Origin of the sequence: Hymenobacter perfusus (genome assembly GCF_003944765.1) — a bacterium.
GTDB lineage: Bacteria > Bacteroidota > Bacteroidia > Cytophagales > Hymenobacteraceae > Hymenobacter > Hymenobacter perfusus.
The window spans coordinates 169,050-185,953 of record NZ_RWIU01000005.1; the positions used below are offsets into that span (position 1 = coordinate 169,050).

The 16,904-nt window shown below is 58.7% G+C and carries 16 protein-coding genes; 3 read left to right on the plus strand and 13 right to left on the minus strand.

Annotated elements, in window-relative coordinates:
- Positions 1-68: 68 nt before the first annotated feature.
- The 13 genes from EI293_RS22265 to EI293_RS15390 form a co-directional block, all read right to left on the minus strand.
- Complete coding sequence (locus tag EI293_RS22265; RefSeq protein ID WP_211339598.1) at positions 69-377, minus strand: hypothetical protein; 309 nt, start codon at positions 375-377, stop codon at positions 69-71.
- A gap of 162 nt (positions 378-539) precedes the next feature.
- Positions 540-1,484: a Rossmann-fold NAD(P)-binding domain-containing protein gene (locus EI293_RS15335; protein WP_125439365.1), complete on the minus strand. Its 945-nt coding sequence runs from the start codon at positions 1,482-1,484 to the stop codon at positions 540-542.
- A gap of 71 nt (positions 1,485-1,555) precedes the next feature.
- On the minus strand, positions 1,556-1,975 hold the full coding sequence (locus EI293_RS15340; protein ID WP_125439367.1) for a hypothetical protein: 420 nt from the start codon (positions 1,973-1,975) through the stop codon (positions 1,556-1,558).
- A gap of 10 nt (positions 1,976-1,985) precedes the next feature.
- Positions 1,986-2,276 carry a GIY-YIG nuclease family protein gene (locus tag EI293_RS15345; RefSeq protein ID WP_125439369.1) on the minus strand — a complete coding sequence of 97 codons (291 nt, stop codon included), beginning with the start codon at positions 2,274-2,276 and terminating at the stop codon, positions 1,986-1,988.
- Positions 2,277-2,292: 16 nt separating this feature from the next.
- Complete coding sequence (locus EI293_RS15350) at positions 2,293-2,616, minus strand: hypothetical protein (protein ID WP_125439371.1); 324 nt, start codon at positions 2,614-2,616, stop codon at positions 2,293-2,295.
- Between the two features lie 116 nt (positions 2,617-2,732).
- On the minus strand, positions 2,733-5,966 hold the full coding sequence (carB, locus tag EI293_RS15355) for a carbamoyl-phosphate synthase (glutamine-hydrolyzing) large subunit (protein ID WP_125439372.1): 3,234 nt from the start codon (positions 5,964-5,966) through the stop codon (positions 2,733-2,735).
- Between the two features lie 51 nt (positions 5,967-6,017).
- Positions 6,018-6,386, minus strand: a complete 369-nt coding sequence (locus EI293_RS15360) for a hypothetical protein (RefSeq protein ID WP_125439374.1) — start codon at positions 6,384-6,386, stop codon at positions 6,018-6,020.
- A 77-nt stretch (positions 6,387-6,463) separates the two neighbouring features.
- A complete protein-coding gene (carA, locus tag EI293_RS15365; protein WP_125439376.1) occupies positions 6,464-7,549 on the minus strand; it encodes a glutamine-hydrolyzing carbamoyl-phosphate synthase small subunit in 1,086 nt (361 codons plus the stop codon).
- 539 nt (positions 7,550-8,088) lie between these two features.
- Positions 8,089-9,228, minus strand: a complete 1,140-nt coding sequence (locus EI293_RS15370; RefSeq protein ID WP_125439378.1) for an aspartate aminotransferase family protein — start codon at positions 9,226-9,228, stop codon at positions 8,089-8,091.
- Between the two features lie 31 nt (positions 9,229-9,259).
- The gene (locus tag EI293_RS15375; protein WP_125439380.1) at positions 9,260-9,664 is read right to left on the minus strand and encodes a DUF6188 family protein; all 405 of its coding nucleotides are present in this window, start codon (positions 9,662-9,664) and stop codon (positions 9,260-9,262) included.
- A gap of 24 nt (positions 9,665-9,688) precedes the next feature.
- Complete coding sequence (gene argC / locus EI293_RS15380) at positions 9,689-10,663, minus strand: N-acetyl-gamma-glutamyl-phosphate reductase (protein ID WP_262706530.1); 975 nt, start codon at positions 10,661-10,663, stop codon at positions 9,689-9,691.
- Positions 10,664-10,808: 145 nt separating this feature from the next.
- Positions 10,809-11,990 carry an argininosuccinate synthase gene (gene argG / locus EI293_RS15385; RefSeq protein WP_125439384.1) on the minus strand — a complete coding sequence of 394 codons (1,182 nt, stop codon included), beginning with the start codon at positions 11,988-11,990 and terminating at the stop codon, positions 10,809-10,811.
- A gap of 201 nt (positions 11,991-12,191) precedes the next feature.
- Complete coding sequence (locus tag EI293_RS15390; protein WP_125439386.1) at positions 12,192-12,761, minus strand: GNAT family N-acetyltransferase; 570 nt, start codon at positions 12,759-12,761, stop codon at positions 12,192-12,194.
- A 598-nt stretch (positions 12,762-13,359) separates the two neighbouring features.
- On the opposite strand from EI293_RS15390, the gene argB reads away from it, so the two are divergent.
- The 3 genes from argB (at position 13,360) to argH (ending at position 16,713) form a co-directional block, all read left to right on the plus strand.
- Complete coding sequence (gene argB / locus EI293_RS15395) at positions 13,360-14,142, plus strand: acetylglutamate kinase (protein ID WP_125439388.1); 783 nt, start codon at positions 13,360-13,362, stop codon at positions 14,140-14,142.
- Complete coding sequence (locus EI293_RS15400; RefSeq protein ID WP_125439390.1) at positions 14,130-15,200, plus strand: M20 family metallo-hydrolase; 1,071 nt, start codon at positions 14,130-14,132, stop codon at positions 15,198-15,200. The genes argB and EI293_RS15400 overlap by 13 nt, the downstream gene beginning before the upstream one ends.
- Positions 15,201-15,405: 205 nt before the next feature.
- Positions 15,406-16,713 carry an argininosuccinate lyase gene (gene argH, locus EI293_RS15405; RefSeq protein ID WP_125439392.1) on the plus strand — a complete coding sequence of 436 codons (1,308 nt, stop codon included), beginning with the start codon at positions 15,406-15,408 and terminating at the stop codon, positions 16,711-16,713.
- Positions 16,714-16,904: the final 191 nt, after the last annotated feature.

Below are 16,904 nucleotides of genomic sequence, written 5' to 3' on the forward strand. Positions count from 1 at the left end.
GGCACAAAAAAGCTCCCGACGCCAGGCGTCGGGAGCTTTTTTTGAGTAAGTCGAAAGACGAACGATAGTTAGTCGTTGGCCTTCACTTTCGATTTTTTCTTCTTGTCTTTCATTTTCACGTCGGCACCAGCAGCAGCAGGCTTGTACGTGTCAGTGGTAGTCGACTGCGTTTCTACCGTCGTGGTCGTAGCCGGCATCGGCGTGGTCGACATGGGGGTAGTCGTGGTAGTCGTCTGGTTGATGGTACCCTGGGCCGGCATCGGCTGGGTGGTAGCCGGCTGCGTGGTGGTGGTGGTCGTGTTGGTGGTGTTAGTTTGGGCGTTAGCAGCAGTAGCACCGGTTACGAGCAGGGCGGCAATGGCAAGAAACTTTTTCATAGCAGGTCAAATGGAAAGGGTGAACACTCAGACAGACAAGCCATTCGGAATTGTCCGTGAGTAGGCCTCTAACGGGACACTAAGCATTAGGGTTCAAAATTTCTGATATCTACCTTGATACCTCCTCCCGGCTCACCCCGAAAAAACACCCTTCCCGGCCGCTTATTTCAGCATTTCGTGCAGCACGGTCTGCATGGAAATGGTGCGGTTGCCGGCCTCCTGAATGATGAGGGAGCCGGGCGCATCCAGCACCGCATCCGACACTTCCACGTTGCGGCGCACGGGCAGGCAGTGCAGGAACTTGGCGCTGTCGGTGAGGGCCATGTGGGCGGGCGTGAGCATCCAGGCGGGGTCGTTCTGGAGTACCTGGCCATAGTCGTGGTAGCTACTCCAGTTCTTAGCCTGCACGTAGTCGGCGCCTTCCAGGGCTTTCTTTTGGTCGTATTCGATGCGGGCGCCTTTTGTGAACTTCGGGTCCAGTTCGTAGCCCTCGGGGTGGGTGATGACGAAATCCACCCAGTCGATTTCCGAGAACCAGTCGCAGAACGAGTTGGGCACACACTGGGGCAAAGCGCGCACGTGCGGGGCCCAGGTGAGCACCACTTTCACCCGCTCCTTCTGCTTGGTTTCGGCTACCGTAATCAGGTCGGCGAAGCTTTGCAGCGGGTGCAGCGTGGCGCTTTCCAGGCTGATGACGGGCACGGTGGCGTACTGCATGATCTTCCGGAACACTTCCTCGCTGTAGTCGGCCTCGCGGTCCTTGAGCGTGGGGAAGGTGCGCACGCCCAGCACGTCGCAGTACTGGCTCATCACCGCAATGGCGTCTTTGATATGCTCCTGGGTGCCGCCGTTCATCACCGCGCCGTCGGCCATTTCCAGCGTCCAGGAGTCGGCCCCGGCGTTGAGCACCCAGGCCTGCGCGCCCAGGTTGTAGGCCGCCTTCACCGAGCTGAGCCGGGTGCGCAGACTAGGGTTGAAGAAGATGAGCCCTACGGTTTTGTTACGCCCGACGTGCTGGTAACCGTAGGGGTTAGCCTTGATTTCCAGTGCTTGCTGCAACAGGGCTTTATAGTCGCCCGCATCGGCGAAGGAGGTGAAGTTTTTCATGTGGGGGTGTGTTAGAACGTCATGCTGAGCTTGTCGAAGCATCTCTACCGCTTCGTTGGATGTACTTCTAATTATTCGACTAGAATGCCCAAGAGCGATGTTAGCTCTTTATCATACTTCACTTTCTTTCCATCAAACCTCATAACTGCACCTCCTATGCACACTGTGGAAATGGTGCTATCACCGTAGTATATCGTAATCTTCGCTCGGGTATCAACATCACCTTTACCCTCATACATTTTAAGCAAAGCCATGCGCCGATTGATTGCATCTAATGTGCCTCGGGATATTACTAAAATTGTGTTGGCATCAGGGAAATGCTTGTTGAAAGCATCACAGCTTATTCTGCCCCAAGTAGCAGTTCCGAAGTCGACGGATTTGATAACAATCTTGCTAATACTTCGTTGCCCAATAGGCTCTTTCAACTCTGCTACTCGCTTGTATGAGGAAACCGATAGGCTACATAGAAGCAGCAAAAAGAATAGTCTCATATCTGTATGATTAACCCTGCCACGTTTCCAGATCAATACATTGCCACTCCGGATTAAACGCTGTAATCAACGCGTCTTTTTTGCTGCGCGTCCAGCCTTTTAGTTGCTTCTCGCGGGCAATAGCCTGCGTGGCATCCGGGCAGTTTTCAAAATACACCAACAAGTCGGTCTGATACCGGCCGGTGAACTTGCCCGTGTCGCCACGGCTCTGACTGTGCTCATAAAGGCGGCACACTAAGTCGTTGGTGACGCCGATGTACAGAACGGTTTTGGTCGTATTAGTCAGGATGTAGACGTACATGCTACGTCTGCTTTACTCAGAGAAAAAGTTTGATACCACCCATAATCAAGAGAGCTGACTGTAGGCAAATGGCAATTGTCAGAGAAAAGGGCACCACTTTCATTTTGTATGGCTTTCCCTTGTATGGAGCTAAAGCAAGCAACAAACCTAACAGGAAGCTTATCAGCTGTATCCCAAAAAACAACGTCCTGATGGTTGCTCCGCGCATTGCCTCACTTTGCCCCTCAACGACATGACCTGCCAAATCACGGCCATCTCCGGCCGTAAAAGTGCTGACTAGAAAGTTAAGAATGGCCAGTATAACGATGGCAAAAAGCTGTTTCTTGATAGTACTGCTCATGTTCACAAGATATTCCGTATTTAAAACTAACCCGACATGCTAAGCGAAGCGGTAGAGATGCTTCGACTCCGCTCCGCTTCGCTCAGCATGACGTTCTGGGGTCCTCGTTCTATTGGCTACATCGCCTTGTACTCGTTCCAACTCTTGATTTTCAAAGCCTTCATCTCCAGCCGGCAGAAGGCTTGGATGAAGGCTTTGGCCAGGCGGGCATTCGTCAGCAAACCCACCCCGAAATCCACGGCGGTGCGGCGGATTTTGTAGTCGTTGTCCAGCTCGCCCTTCGAGAGGTTTTTGGGGATGTTGATGACTAGGTCGATTTTCTTATCCTTCAGGTAGGTCAGCACGTTGGGCTCCTGGTGGTCGTCGGGCCAGAAGAGTAAGCTGCTGGGCACGTTGTTTTCGGCGAAGAAGCGGTGCGTACCCTGGGTGGCGTAAATATGGTAGCCCTTCTGCACCAGCAGCTCCACGGCCGAGAGCAGCGTGACTTTCGACTTGATGGGGCCGCCGGAAATCAGCACCGTTTTCTGCGGAATCTTGTAGCCCACGCTCAGCATCGACTTCAGCAAAGCTTCCTCAGCAGTGTCGCCCAGGCAGCCTACTTCGCCGGTGCTCACCATGTCCACGCGCAGCACCGGGTCGGCGCCGGGCAGGCGGGTGAAGGAGAACTGCGGGGCCTTCACGCCCACGAAGGGCAAGTCGTACACCCGCTCGCTCTCGTCGCGGGTTACGTTCTGGCCCAGCAGCACCTGGGTGGCCTTTTTGATCAGGTTGTTACCCGAGACCTTGGACACGAACGGGAAGGAGCGCGAGGCGCGGATGTTGCACTCAATCACCCGGATTTCGCGGTTTTTCTCCAGGAACTGGATGTTGAACGGTCCGCTGATCTGGAAGCGCTTGGCAATCTTCTCGGCAATGATTTTGAGCTTGCGCACCGTGCCCACGTACACGCGCTGGGGCGGGTAATACATGGTGGCGTCGCCGGAGTGCACGCCGGCAAACTCCACGTGCTCGGAAATGGCGTAGCTCACGATTTCGCCTTTGTCGGCCACCGCATCCAGCTCAATTTCCTTGGCCTCCTGCATAAACTCCGACACCACCACCGGATACTCGGCGCTTACCTCGGCGGCGGCGCGCAGAAACGCTTCCATCTCAAAGGCATTAGACACTACGTTCATGGCCGCGCCCGACAGCACGTAGCTCGGCCGGATCAGCACCGGGTAGCCCACCTCGCCCACGAACTCAAACATGGCGTCGAGCGAGGTCAGCTCCTTCCAGCGGGGCTGGGCAATGCCCAGCTCATCCATGATGCTGCTGAACTTGTGTCGGTTTTCGGCCTCGTCGATGCGGGCCGGCGCGGTGCCCAGGATGGGCGCGTCGGCAGCGGCCAGGCGGGTGGCGAGGTTGTTGGGAATCTGGCCGCCGGTGCTTAGAATCACACCCTCGGGCTGCTCGAAGTCCAGGATGTCCATCACCCGCTCGAAGCTCAGCTCCTCGAAATACAGCCGGTCCGATACGTCGTAGTCGGTGCTGACGGTTTCGGGGTTGTAGTTGATGAGGATGGTTTTGTAGCCTTCCTCGGCGGCCGTCTGCACGGCCTGCACACCGCACCAGTCGAATTCCACGGAGCTGCCGATGCGGTACACGCCCGAGCCCAGCACTACCACCGCCTTGTCGGTTTCGGGCGTCAGGTCGTTTTCGGTGCCGTGGTAAGTGGTGTAGAGGTAGTTGGTTTTGGCCGGGAATTCGGCCGCCAGCGTGTCAATCTGCTTGATGACGGGCAGCACGCCCAGGGCCTTGCGGCGGGCGCGCACCAGCAGCTCGTCGGCTTTCACGTCACCCTCGCCCAGCAGCTTCACGGCAATCTGCTGGTCGGAGAAACCGGCGCGTTTCACGTCGCGCAGCAGCTTGTTTTCCAGCGCGTCGAGGCCGTTGGCGCGGCCGGCGGCCAGCTGGTTGCCCAGCTCGAAAATGGTGAGCAGACGCTGCAAAAACCACAGGTCAATCTTGGTCAGGTCGTGGACCTGCTGGATGGTGTAGCCGGCCTCGAAGGCGTTGTTGATGGCGAAGATGCGTTCCTCGTTGGGCTCGCTCAGGAGCTGGTCGATGGCGGCGTTGTCCAGGTCGGCCTCGGGCCGGTTGGCCACGAAGCCGCGCTTGCCGGTGTCCAGCATGCGCAACCCTTTCTGAATGGCTTCCTCGAACGATTTGCCGATGGCCATCACCTCGCCCACGCTCTTCATGGCCGAGCCAATGTGCCGGTTCACGCCCTCGAACTTGCCCAAATCCCAGCGCGGCAGCTTCACCACCACATAGTCCAGGGCCGGCTCGAAAAAGGCCGAAGTCGTCTGCGTTACGCTGTTTTTCAACTCGGCCAGCGAGTAGCCCAAACTCAGCTTGGCGGCCACGAAGGCCAGCGGGTATCCTGTCGCCTTGGAGGCCAGCGCCGAGGAGCGTGACAGGCGCGCATTCACCTCAATCACGCGGTAATCCTCGGAAACGGGGTCGAGGGCGTACTGAATGTTGCACTCACCCACGATGCCCAGGTGGCGGATAGTTTTAATGCCGATGCTGCGCAGCTTATGGTACTCCCGGTTGCTCAAAGTCTGCGACGGGGCCACCACGATGCTCTCCCCGGTGTGGATGCCGATGGGGTCGAAATTCTCCATGTTGCAGACCGTGATGCAGTTATCATAGGCATCCCGCACCACTTCGTACTCCACTTCCTTCCAGCCCTTCAGCGACTCTTCCACCAGAATCTGGTCGGAAGTGGTGAAGGATTTCTGGGCCAGCGTCCGCAGCTCGTCCATGTTGTTGGCGAAGCCGCTGCCCAGGCCGCCCAGCGCAAACGCCGCACGCACGATGATGGGGAAGCCGATTTTCTCGGCCGCCGCCAGCGCGTCGTCCATCGTCGTCACGGCCACGCTGCGGGCCGAAAGCACGCCAATCTGCTCCAGCTTCTCCTTGAAAATATCCCGGTCCTCGGTGTCGATAATGCTCTGCACAGGCGTGCCCAGCACCTGCACGTTATACTTCTCGAACACGCCGGCGCGGTACAGGGCCACGGCGCAGTTGAGCGCCGTTTGGCCTCCAAAGGCCACCAGAATGCCATCGGGCTGCTCTTTTTTGATGACCTCCTCCACGAAGTAGGGCGTCACGGGCAGGAAGTATACGTCGTCGGCAATGTTGTCCGACGTCTGCACGGTGGCAATGTTGGGGTTGATGAGGATGGTGCGGATGCCTTCCTCCTTCAGCGCCTTGAGCGCCTGCGAGCCGGAATAATCGAACTCCCCGGCCTCGCCAATTTTGAGCGCGCCGGAACCAAGGATGAGTACTTTGTTGGGTTTGTTCATTCGAAGAGTTGGATACAGGCTGCCCGGGCAGCCGTGTTCAAAGGCAGTTTTTTAGTTAGAAAACAAGGTGTCGCTCTTCACGATATTCCATGCACCGGATGGCCGTTTGACCATCCAGAGTTTGAGGGTGGCATCGGCCCGTTCGCCTTTCAGGGATATCCGAAAGACAAGCGTATCTTTTCGGTTGCCGACTTGGTTCAGCTGGAAGTTTCGGGAGCTTACCTCACCTATGCGACTGGTTATTCTGGGCGAAATCCGGGCCGAATTCATCGCCTCGTCAATCATCTCGGCCGGCTCACCCAACACCGCTTTTAAAAACACCTTCTGACCCATAGTACTGATGAAGTAGAAGCCGGCAAAAGCCAGAGCACCTACCAGCAGATATCCCCAGTATTGAAAACGTCGGCTTTTCGCTTGCATGGCAGAAGGGCGTTGGGAGTGAATAGCAACCGGCCATCATGCGGCCCCTGTTGCAGCGGTGCGGCTACTACACCGGGTTATTTACCAGCCTTATACTCCCCTACCGCTTTCAAGAAATCATCAAACAGGAACTCCGTGTCCTGTGGGCCGCCGGCGGCTTCGGGGTGAAACTGGGTGGAGAAGAACGGTTTGGTTTTGTGCTTGATGCCTTCGCAGGTGCCGTCGTTGAGGTTCTCGAACAGCATGTCCCACTCGGCGGGCAGCGTGGCGGTGTCCACTGCGAAGCCGTGGTTTTGGCTGGTGATGTAGCAGTGCTGGGTGCCGGTGAGCTTCACGGGCTGGTTGTGGCTGCGGTGGCCGTATTTCAGCTTGAAGGTGTCGCCGCCTGCAGCCAGGCCCATGAGCTGGCTGCCCAGGCAGATGCCGAAAATCGGCTTGTCCTGGCCCAGGGCCGTTTGCAGGTGGCCGATGGTGGCCTCGCACATTTTGGGGTCGCCGGGGCCGTTGCTCAGGAAGAGGCCGTCGTAGGCGAGGGTCGTGAAATCGTAATCCCAGGGCACCCGAATCAGCTCCACGTCGCGCTCCAGGAAGCAGCGGATGATGTTGGTTTTGGTGCCGCAGTCCACGAGCACGATTTTGTGCTGGCCGCTGCCGTAGTGCTGCACGCCGGCCGGGCTCACCTGGGCCACGAGGTTGTCGAGGTTGGGGTCGTGCAGGGGTACGTCGGTTTCGGCCACGATTTTGCCTAGCATAGCACCTTTCTCGCGCAGCTTCTTGGTGAGCATGCGGGTATCGACGCCGAAGATGCCGGGGATGTTGTACTCCGCCAGCCAGTCGCCGAGGCTTTTGGCGGCGTTCCAGTGGCTGTGCTCCTCGGAGTAGTAGTTCACTACGAGGCCGGCAATGTGAATCTTATCCGACTCAAAAATCTTGGAAATTGACTCGTACAGGTCCTCGCCGGGCACGCCGTAGTTGCCCACCATGGGGTAGGTCAGCACCAGAATCTGACCGGCGAAGGACGGGTCGGTGAGGTTTTCGGGGTAGCCGGTCATGGCCGTGCTGAACACCACTTCGCCCGCGGCGGAGGTAAATGCGCCGAAAGAAGTACCCTCGATTTCAGTGCCGTCTTCCAGGACGAGTTTTACCGATTTAGCGTTTTCCACTCTGTTATGCGAAAAAAGGGTTTACTCTGATGATTGATTTTTTGCAGTAAGTCCGGCGCGCCGCTGCCTGGGCCGTTACTTGGCGCGAAGCAGCAGGCAGGCACTTCAGGCCGATCAACGCGGATCGGAACATTGGATTCGGAGGGGAATGCGGCGAGCCGGCGCGGCCTGTGCCGGGCAGCTGACGGGGGCGCAGCGTAGCCTCCGCCAGCACGTGCAGCCGCCACGATACATTTTCGGCTGGAACAGGACCGAAAATCAGGGGTCTGTTCCAGCCGAAGCAGGAGATAAGCCAAACGGGAGCGAAAGACGGTAGATCAATCTGCCCCGCGCACTGCCGATTCCAGATGTCGGGCATCGGAAAGTCGGGCGGGCACAACTGCTGAACGGGAAAGTGGGTGGCCGTTCTTTCGGAGAAAGAACCGGCTGGTTGCTGCGCAATAGTCACCAATGGCAGCGTGCAGCTAATCAGAAGGGGAGCCTGGCTCGGCAACTTCATCGTGCTACTCATTGGGGCTGCAAGTTAGGTTACGGGTTGCTTACTTCCTTGCCTCCGCCGGAATAAGTGCGTACAGCGCCTGCAAAAACCGGTCAACTTCGGCCTTGGTGATGTTGAGCGGGGGCAGTAGGCGCAGCACCGTGGAGTCGGAGGCATTGCCCACGAAGATGTGGTGCTCCGTGAGCAGCTGGTCGCGCAAGTCCTTGATGGGGAAGTCGTACTTGATGCCCACCATCAGGCCCCGGCCCCGGATTTCCTCGGCTCCGGCGTGGGCTTCCAGCTCCGTGCGGAGGTAGTCGCCCAGCTCGGCGGCGTGTTGCAGCAGGTTTTCCTCCTCAATCACCTCCAGCACGGCCAGCGCGGCGGCGCAGGCCAGGTGGTTGCCGCCAAACGTGGTACCCAACAGGCCATACGACGCCTGGTATTCGGGCGCAATCAGGATGCCGCCGATGGGGAAGCCGTTGCCCATGCCCTTGGCCACCGAAATAACGTCGGGCCGGATGCCGGCGTGCTGGTGGGCGAAGAACCTGCCGCTGCGGCCGTAGCCGCTCTGCACCTCATCGGCAATCAGCAGGGCGCCGTATTGCTTGCATAGCGCCGCTAGGCCAGTCAGGAACTCATCCGAAGGCATGATGATGCCGCCCACGCCCTGGATGGGCTCGATGATAACAGCGCAGACGTCGCCTGCTTGCAGCGCCTGCTCCACTGCTGCCAGGTCGTATTCCAGGAAGCTAATGTGGTGGCCGGCATTGAAGGGTGCCACGATTTTGGCGTTATCCGTGGCGGCTACCGCGCCCGAGGTGCGGCCGTGGAACGCACCCCGGAATGCTATGACGCGCTTTTTGCCGGTGTGGAAGGAAGCCAGCTTCAGCGCATTCTCGTTGGCCTCGGCCCCGGAGTTGCACAGAAACAGCGTGTAGTCATCGTAGCCCGACACTTGGCCCAACTTCTCAGCCAGCTCCCGCTGAATCGGAATCTGCACCGAGTTGGAGTAGAAGCCGATGTTGCCGAGTTGCTCGGTGAGGCGCTGCACGTAGTGCGGGTGGCTGTGGCCGATGCTGATAACGGCGTGGCCGCCGTAGAAGTCCAGGTACTCCTGGCCTTTGTCGTCCCAAAGCTTCGCCCCCAGCGCCTTCACGGGCGTAATGTTGACGAGCGGATACACGTTGAAAAGCTCCATGATATAGATGTGAGAGCGGAAAAGTTAGAACTTAGAAATAAGTAGTGCCCACTCCACCGTGGACAAAGAGGTTTTTGCTGGGAGACTGACGATTCAGAATGGTGAAGTGCCAGTTCTCAAATGGCCCGTCCTGAACTATCAATTCCTGCCGGTTACTAAGCTTCAGAAACAGTTGCCCTTGTTTGTCCGCTTTTGCTTCCTCAATTGTGACATTGGTTTGAAACCAGTCGAAAAAGAGTAGCAGAGCTTCTTTTTGGCGCGGAGAAAACGTGGTTATGTGCCCTGATGCTTCTACCTGAAATTCTCCGTGGAGGTCGAGGAATACACGTTCGTCAGCATCAGCAAAAACCAGTCTTACTAGGCCGTTGTACTCAATCTGCTGAATGGCACAGCCCATTAGTGGTATTACATAGTAGCGGCCTGTCTCCTTCAACATTTTGGCGGCGGGTTGATCAGTCGTTTAAAACAGCCCAGCCTTCAGCCCCAAACCCGTCGTTTCGGGCAGGCCGAAGATGAGGTTCATGTTCTGCACGGCTTGGCCGGAAGCGCCTTTCACCAGGTTGTCGATAACCGAGGTGATGAGCAGCTGCTTGCCGAGTTTCTGCACGTGCAGCAGGCACTTGTTGGTATTGACTACCTGCTTCAGATGGATTTCCTTGTCCGATACCGTGGTGAACGGTGCGTCCTGGTAGAACTGCTGGTACAGCGCCCGGGCCTCGTCCTGGGTCAGGTCCGACGGCGTGTAGACGCTGGCGAAGATGCCCCGGGTGAAGTTGCCGCGGTACGGGATGAAGTGGATGTCAACCGCCAGCTCGTGCTGCAGCTGCGCCAGGCTCTCCCCTATCTCGCCCAGATGCTGGTGCGTGAAGGGCTTGTAGATGGACACGTTGTTGGTGCGCCACGAGAAATGCACGGTTTCCGAGAGGCTCTGCCCCGCGCCCGTGCTGCCCGTAATGGCCGATACGTGCACGTCATCCGTCAGCTTGCCGGCCTGGGCCAGCGGCAGCAGCGCCAGCTGAATGGCCGTGGCGAAGCAGCCGGGGTTGGCAATGCTCTGGGCCTGCTGAATGCGGCTGCGGTTCAGCTCCGGCAGCCCGTACACAAACTCCCGGCCTTCAAACTCGGCGTCGGCTTCCAGGCGGAAGTCGTTGCTCAGGTCGATGACGTGGGTGGTTTCGGGCAGCGGATTCTGGGTCAGCCAGGCCTTGGAATTGCCGTGGCCCAGGCACAGAAACACCACATCCTCGTCGCCCTGTAGCGCGGCCGCGAAACGCAGCTCCGTGTCGCCCACCAGGTCGTCGTGCACCTGGTAGATGGGGTTGCCTGCGTTGGAGGAACTCACGATGCCGCCCAGCTCCACAAACTCATGGTGCAGCAGAATCCGCAGCAACTCCCCCGCCGTGTAGCCGGCCCCACCGACGATACCAGCCTTAATCCGGTCAGAAGTTGCCTCACCCCCTAGCCCCCTCTCCGGTAGAGAGGGGGGACTAGTTTCTAGATTTTTAGAACTAGTAACTAGCTCCCCCTTCTCTACCGGAGAAGGGGGCTGGGGGGATGAGGCACTCGTTGGGTTAGATGAGCTATTCATTAAACGAGCCATGAATCCGCAGCTGGTTGCTGAAGATTTTGATGAAGCCTTTCGCGTCGCGCGAGTCCCAGGCGTTGTTTTCCTCGCCGTAGGTCGCCACCTTCGACTGCATCATATCGAACGGCGACTCCACGCCCAGCAGCTCGAACTGGTAGGGCTTCAGCGTCACGTACACCGTACCCGACACCCGCTCCTGCGACGATTCCAGGAATGCCTCCATGTCGCGCATCACCGGGTCGAGGTACTGCGCTTCGTGCAGCAGCGTGCCATACCAGTTGGCGATGTAGTCTTTGTGCAGCAGCTGCCAGCGGCTGGAAGTATGCTTCTCCAACAAGTGGTGACCTTTGATGAGAATGAGCGGCGCGGGGGCCTCGAAGCCTACGCGGCCCTTGATGCCCAGAATCGTGTCGCCCACATGGGTGTCGCGGCCGATGGCGTACTGGCCGGCCAGCTCGTTGAGGGCCACAATCAGGTCCACCGGCTTCATAGCTTCGCCGTTCAAAGCCACCGGCTCGCCTTTTTCGAAGGTGATGCTGATTTCCTGCGGCTCGTGCTTGCTCAGCTGGGTCGGCCACGCCGACTCAGGCAGGCCCTGGCGCGAAGTCAGGGTTTCCACGCCGCCCACGCTGGTGCCCCAGATACCTTTGTTGATGGAGTATTTGGCTTTTTCCCAGCTCATCTCCACCCCATTCTGCTGCAGATATTCGATTTCCTGCTGGCGCGAGAGGCCCAGGTCGCGGATGGGCGTGATGATTTCGGTGTCGGGCGAAATCACCGAGAAGGCCACGTCGAAACGTACCTGGTCGTTGCCGGCGCCGGTGCTGCCGTGAGCAATATAGTCGGCCTTGTTCTCGCGGGCATACTCGGCCAGGGCCAGGCTCTGGAACATGCGCTCGGCACTCACGCTCAGCGGGTAGGTGTCGTTTTTGAGCACGTTGCCGGCCAATAGGTAGCGCAGGCACTGCTGGTAGAATCGGTCCGTTACGTCAATCACCTCGTGGCGCGTGGAGCCCATTTCGTAGGCGCGCTGCTCGATGCCGGCCAGCTCCTCCTGGGAGAACCCGCCCGAGTTGACAATCACCGTGTGGACTTCCAGACCCAGCTCGCGGGTCAGATACACCACACAATAGGACGTATCCAAGCCGCCGCTATAGGCGAGAACTACTTTTTTCATAAAGTACTGAAAAATATGAGAACGTCATGCTGAGCTTGCCGAAGCATCTCGCGTGCTGAGGTTGATTGGAAAAAGAACGTCATGCTGAGCGAAGCCAGAGGCGTAGTCGAAGCATCTCTACCTCAGTAGTATTCAATACCGATTCAACGAAGCGGTAGAGATGCTTCGGCAAGCTCAGCATGACGTTCTGGTTGGTATTCTCTACTGCTTCTGCTCCAGAATTTCGATGGATTGCTGCGTGAAGCTGTCGTCCAGCGTGTCATAGACCATGCCGGTGCAGAGGCACATTTTGCGCTGGTTTTCCATCAGGATACCGTAGTTTTTGCAGCTGGAGCAGCCCTTCCAGAAGTCGTCCGACTGCGTCAGTTCGGGGAACGTCACGGGGCGGTAGCCCAGCTCGTTATTGATCTTCATCACGGCCGCGGAGGTGGTGATACCGAAGATCTTCGCCGCCGGGTACTTCATGCGCGACAGTTCAAACACGCGGTGCTTGATGGCGCGGCCCAGGCCTTCCTTGCGCAGTTCGGTGTTCACAATCAGCCCCGAGTTCACCACGAATTTCGCGTCCTCGAAGGTTTCGATGTAGCAGAAACCAGCCAGCTGGTCATCGATGAAGGCGATGATAGAGTCACCCTTTTCCATCTTCTTAATCAGATAGTTAGGATCACGCTTGGCAATGCCGACACCGCGCGTTCTGGCGGATTCGGCATACCATTGACAAAGGGTTTCCACATACTGCGCATCGGCAGCATTGGCGACTCGTAAATTCATGGTCAGGACTCGGTTAGTGGCCGGAATTGTGCGGCAACAGACTCGGAAGGACAAAAAAGGGAGGGAGCAGGCGAGGCTGCGCGGGCTTCGGCGGCGGGGCCGGAAGCATCAAAAACCCAAAAGCGAGGTAGGCCAGTCTGGCCGGGAAGCGGGGCGTCCCGGCTATGGGCCGGAAGAAGTCACACGGGAAGTTACACTCGGACTAAGGTCGGTTGATTCGTGAAGGGTCTCTTGGGGTGGGCTCCGGTGGGAGGACCCGGCGTCGGTTCGCGGTAGAGGCGGAACCCGGACGTACTATTGCAGCCAGCGGTTAAGCTGGCATGATTCGCACGACCATGCTAGGTCGTCGCAGAAGCGCAATAGAAGAGAGTTGAATCATGACGGGTGCCGCAGGGCGGCGAGGGAGTGTTTTCACGGTTTAAATCGTTTAAACCGCTAAATCGTTGCAAAACTAGAGGATTTTTTTCGGAAACTTTGCCGCTCCGGGAGCAAAATAAATTTCTTAACAGTGCGGCCGTCCGGTTGAAGTCCGGACCCCACGAGGCCCGTTTTAGCAGCGTACGGCGCGCAGTGCCGCATTTCTCCCTACTTGCATCCTATGAGCGAAGGCCTGAAAATTTTTAAAATCGGGGGCGGCATTATTGATGATGACGTCCAGCTGCAGCGGTTTCTGCGGGAGCTGGCGCAAGTGCCGGGCCGCAAAATACTGGTGCACGGCGGCGGCAAAGGCGCCAGCCAGATGCTGCGCGACCTGGGCCAGGAACCCCAGATGGTGCAGGGCCGCCGTATCACCGACGCCGCCACCCTCGACATCGTGACCATGTTCTACGCCGGCAAAACCAACAAGCAGTTAGTAGCCGGCCTGCAGGCCGCGGGCGTGAATGCGCTGGGCCTCTCCGGGACCGATGGCAATGCCATCCGGGCCGTGCGGCGGCCGGTGCGCGACATCGACTACGGCTTCGTGGGCGACCTGCCGGCTGATGCTGTGAACGTACCGCTGCTGCGCCATCTGCTGGAAACTGGCCTGCTGCCCGTGTTCTGCGCCATCACCCACGACGGCGCGGGCCAGCTGCTCAACACCAACGCCGACACCATTGCCAGCGTGCTGGCCTGCGCCCTGGCCCCGCACTACGCCGTAGAGCTGCACTACTGCTTCGAGAAGGACGGCGTGCTGCGCGACGTGGATGATGACGCCTCGGTGATTCCGCAGATAACCGCCGCCGAGTATCAGCAGCTGAAGGCCGCGGGCATCATTGCGGCCGGCATGGTGCCCAAGCTGGATAACGCCTTTGCCGCCCTCGAAGCCGGCGTGGAGCGGGTGGTCATCGAGCACGCCCTGCGCATCAACGAGCCCGTAAAAACCGTGTTATGCGCCTCCTAGAAGAAAAGTTGGTCCGGCTGGCTATCAATCTGCTTAAAGACCTGATTCAGATTCCTTCTTTCTCTCGGGAGGAAACTAAAACAGCTGTTGCAATCCGGTCTTTTTTGCGGCACAATGGTGCTAAACCCCAGCGCGACGCGAACAATGTGTGGGCCATATCGAAGCATTTCGACCCGGCCAAGCCCACCATCCTGCTCAACTCCCACCACGACACGGTGAAGCCCGGTGCGTCCTGGACCGCCGACCCGTTCGGGGCCGTAGTAGAGGGCGACCGGCTGACCGGCCTGGGCAGCAACGACGCGGGCGCTTCGGCGGTGAGTCTACTAGCCACGTTCCTCTACTTCCACGAGCAGGAGAACCTACCCTACAACCTCATCTGCGCCATTACGGCCGAGGAAGAAGTATCGGGCGTGAACGGCATCCGCCGGCTGCTGCCGCTGCTGCCCAAGATTGACCTGGGCATCGTGGGCGAGCCGACACAGATGGACCTGGCAGTTGCCGAAAAGGGCCTGGTGGTGCTCGACTGCGTGGCCCACGGCCGCACCGGGCACGCCGCCCGCGAGGAAGGCGAAAATGCCCTCTACAAAGCCCTCGACGACGTGCAGCGCCTGCGCGACTATCGGTTCGAGCGGGTATCGGAGCTGCTGGGACCAGTAAAGCTGACTGTTACCCAAATTCAGGCCGGCACCCAGCACAACGTGGTGCCTGACCGCTGCACCTTCGTGGCCGACGTGCGCACCAACGAGCTGTACACCAACCCGGAAGTGGTGGAGCTCGTGCGCGGCCTCATCGGGGCCGAGGTCACGCCCCGCTCCACTCACCTCAACTCCTCGCGCATCCCGCTCACGCACCCGCTGGTGCAGCGCGGCGTGGCGCTGGGCCGCCGTACCTTCGGCTCCGTCACCCTCTCCGACCAGAGCATGATGCCCTTCACCACCGTCAAAATCGGCCCCGGCGACTCGGCCCGGTCCCACACCCCCGACGAATACATCCTGCTCAGCGAAATCCGCGCCGGGGTACAGGGGTACGTGGAGCTGCTGGACGGGCTGGAGCTGTGATGTAGAGACGCAATATTTTGCGTCTCGTCGTTGAACGATTGGTACTGCGTGAAATGCTGGCTGTAGCAACGCGCACCGTTAAACGACTTGAAACTAACTACAGCAACATCAGCAACGATGAGACGCAAAATATTGCATCTCTACAGCCTGAATCAACTTCCCCATCAAACGCGAAGCAAAGGCTTCGCGCTACTCCCTTCTACCTATGAAAATCTGGGATAAAGGCATTGCCGTTGATAAGAAAATCGAGCAGTTCACCGTCGGGCGCGACCGGGAGCTGGATATGTACCTGGCGCAGTTCGACGTGCAGGCCTCCCGGGCGCAGGCCAACATGCTGGCCGGCGCGGGGCTGATTTCCGCGGCGGAAAACCAGCAGCTGCAGCAGGGCCTGCAGGAGCTGGCTGCCCAGCTGGAAGCCGGCACGTTCACCATCGGCGAGGACTTTGAGGACGTGCACTCCAAAATCGAGTCCTACCTGACCGAGCAATACGGCGACGCGGGCAAGAAAATCCACACCGCCCGCTCCCGCAACGACCAGGTGCTGACCGCCATTCAGCTGTTCCTGAAAGATTATACGCGGCGCGCGGCGGTCAAAACCCTGGAGTTGGTGGAGGTGCTGCTGCAAAAGGCAGAGGCCCACAAAACCGACCTGATGCCCGGCTACACGCACTTTCAGGCGGCCATGCCCAGCTCGTTCGGCTTATGGTTTTCGGCCTACGCCGAGCACCTGCTGCTGGACCTGGCCCTGTTCGAAGCGGCCCACACCATGGCCGACCAGAACCCGCTGGGCTCGGGTGCGGGCTTCGGCAGCTCCTTCCCCATCGACCGGCTGCAGACGACGCAGGAAATGGGTTTCGGCAACCTGGCCGTGAGCAGCGTAGGCGCCCAGATGCTGCGCGGCAAAACCGAGAAAACCGTGGCCTTTGCGCTGGCCGGCATGGCCGCCACCCTAGCCAAGATGAGCTATGACCTAGTGCTCTACAACGGGCAGGATATGGCTTTCGTGGAGCTGCCGGCCGCCTTTACCACCGGCTCCAGCATCATGCCCCACAAAAAAAATCCCGATGTTTTCGAGCTGATCCGGGCCCGCTGCAACGCCCTGCAGGCCCTGCCCAACACGTTGATACTGGCCACCGGCAACCTGCCCAGCGGCTACCACCGGGACTTCCAGATTCTCAAGGAAATCCTGTTCGAGCCGATGACACAGTTCCTCGACATCCTCGACATCGTGCTGTTCGCCCTGCCCCAGTTGCGCATCAAACCCGACCTGCTCAACCAGCCCAAGTACGACGCCGTGTTTACGGTGGAGAACATCAACCAGCTTATCCAGACCGGCACGCCCTTCCGCACCGCCTACAAGCAGGTGGGCCTGGCCGTGGAAGACGGCTCGTACGTGCCGCACAAGGAATTCCAGACCACCCACCTGGGCAGCGTACACAACCTCGGGCTGGGCGAAATCCGGGCGAAAGTGGCGCGGTTCCAGGCAGGGAGCCACCTGACAAAACCGGAGTAGTAGCTGCATTTTACGAACTGGAAAGTCCGCGTCGGAATTTGATCCGGCGCGGCCTTTCTGCTTTACTTCTCCCACCACGCATAGGATACGTTCAGGTTGTACGTACCCGTTACGAAGCAGTTTCCCAAACGGTGGGCGTGGTGAAAGGTCAGCAAGGCTTGAAGACAAGCGGATGACAAAATTCTATACAC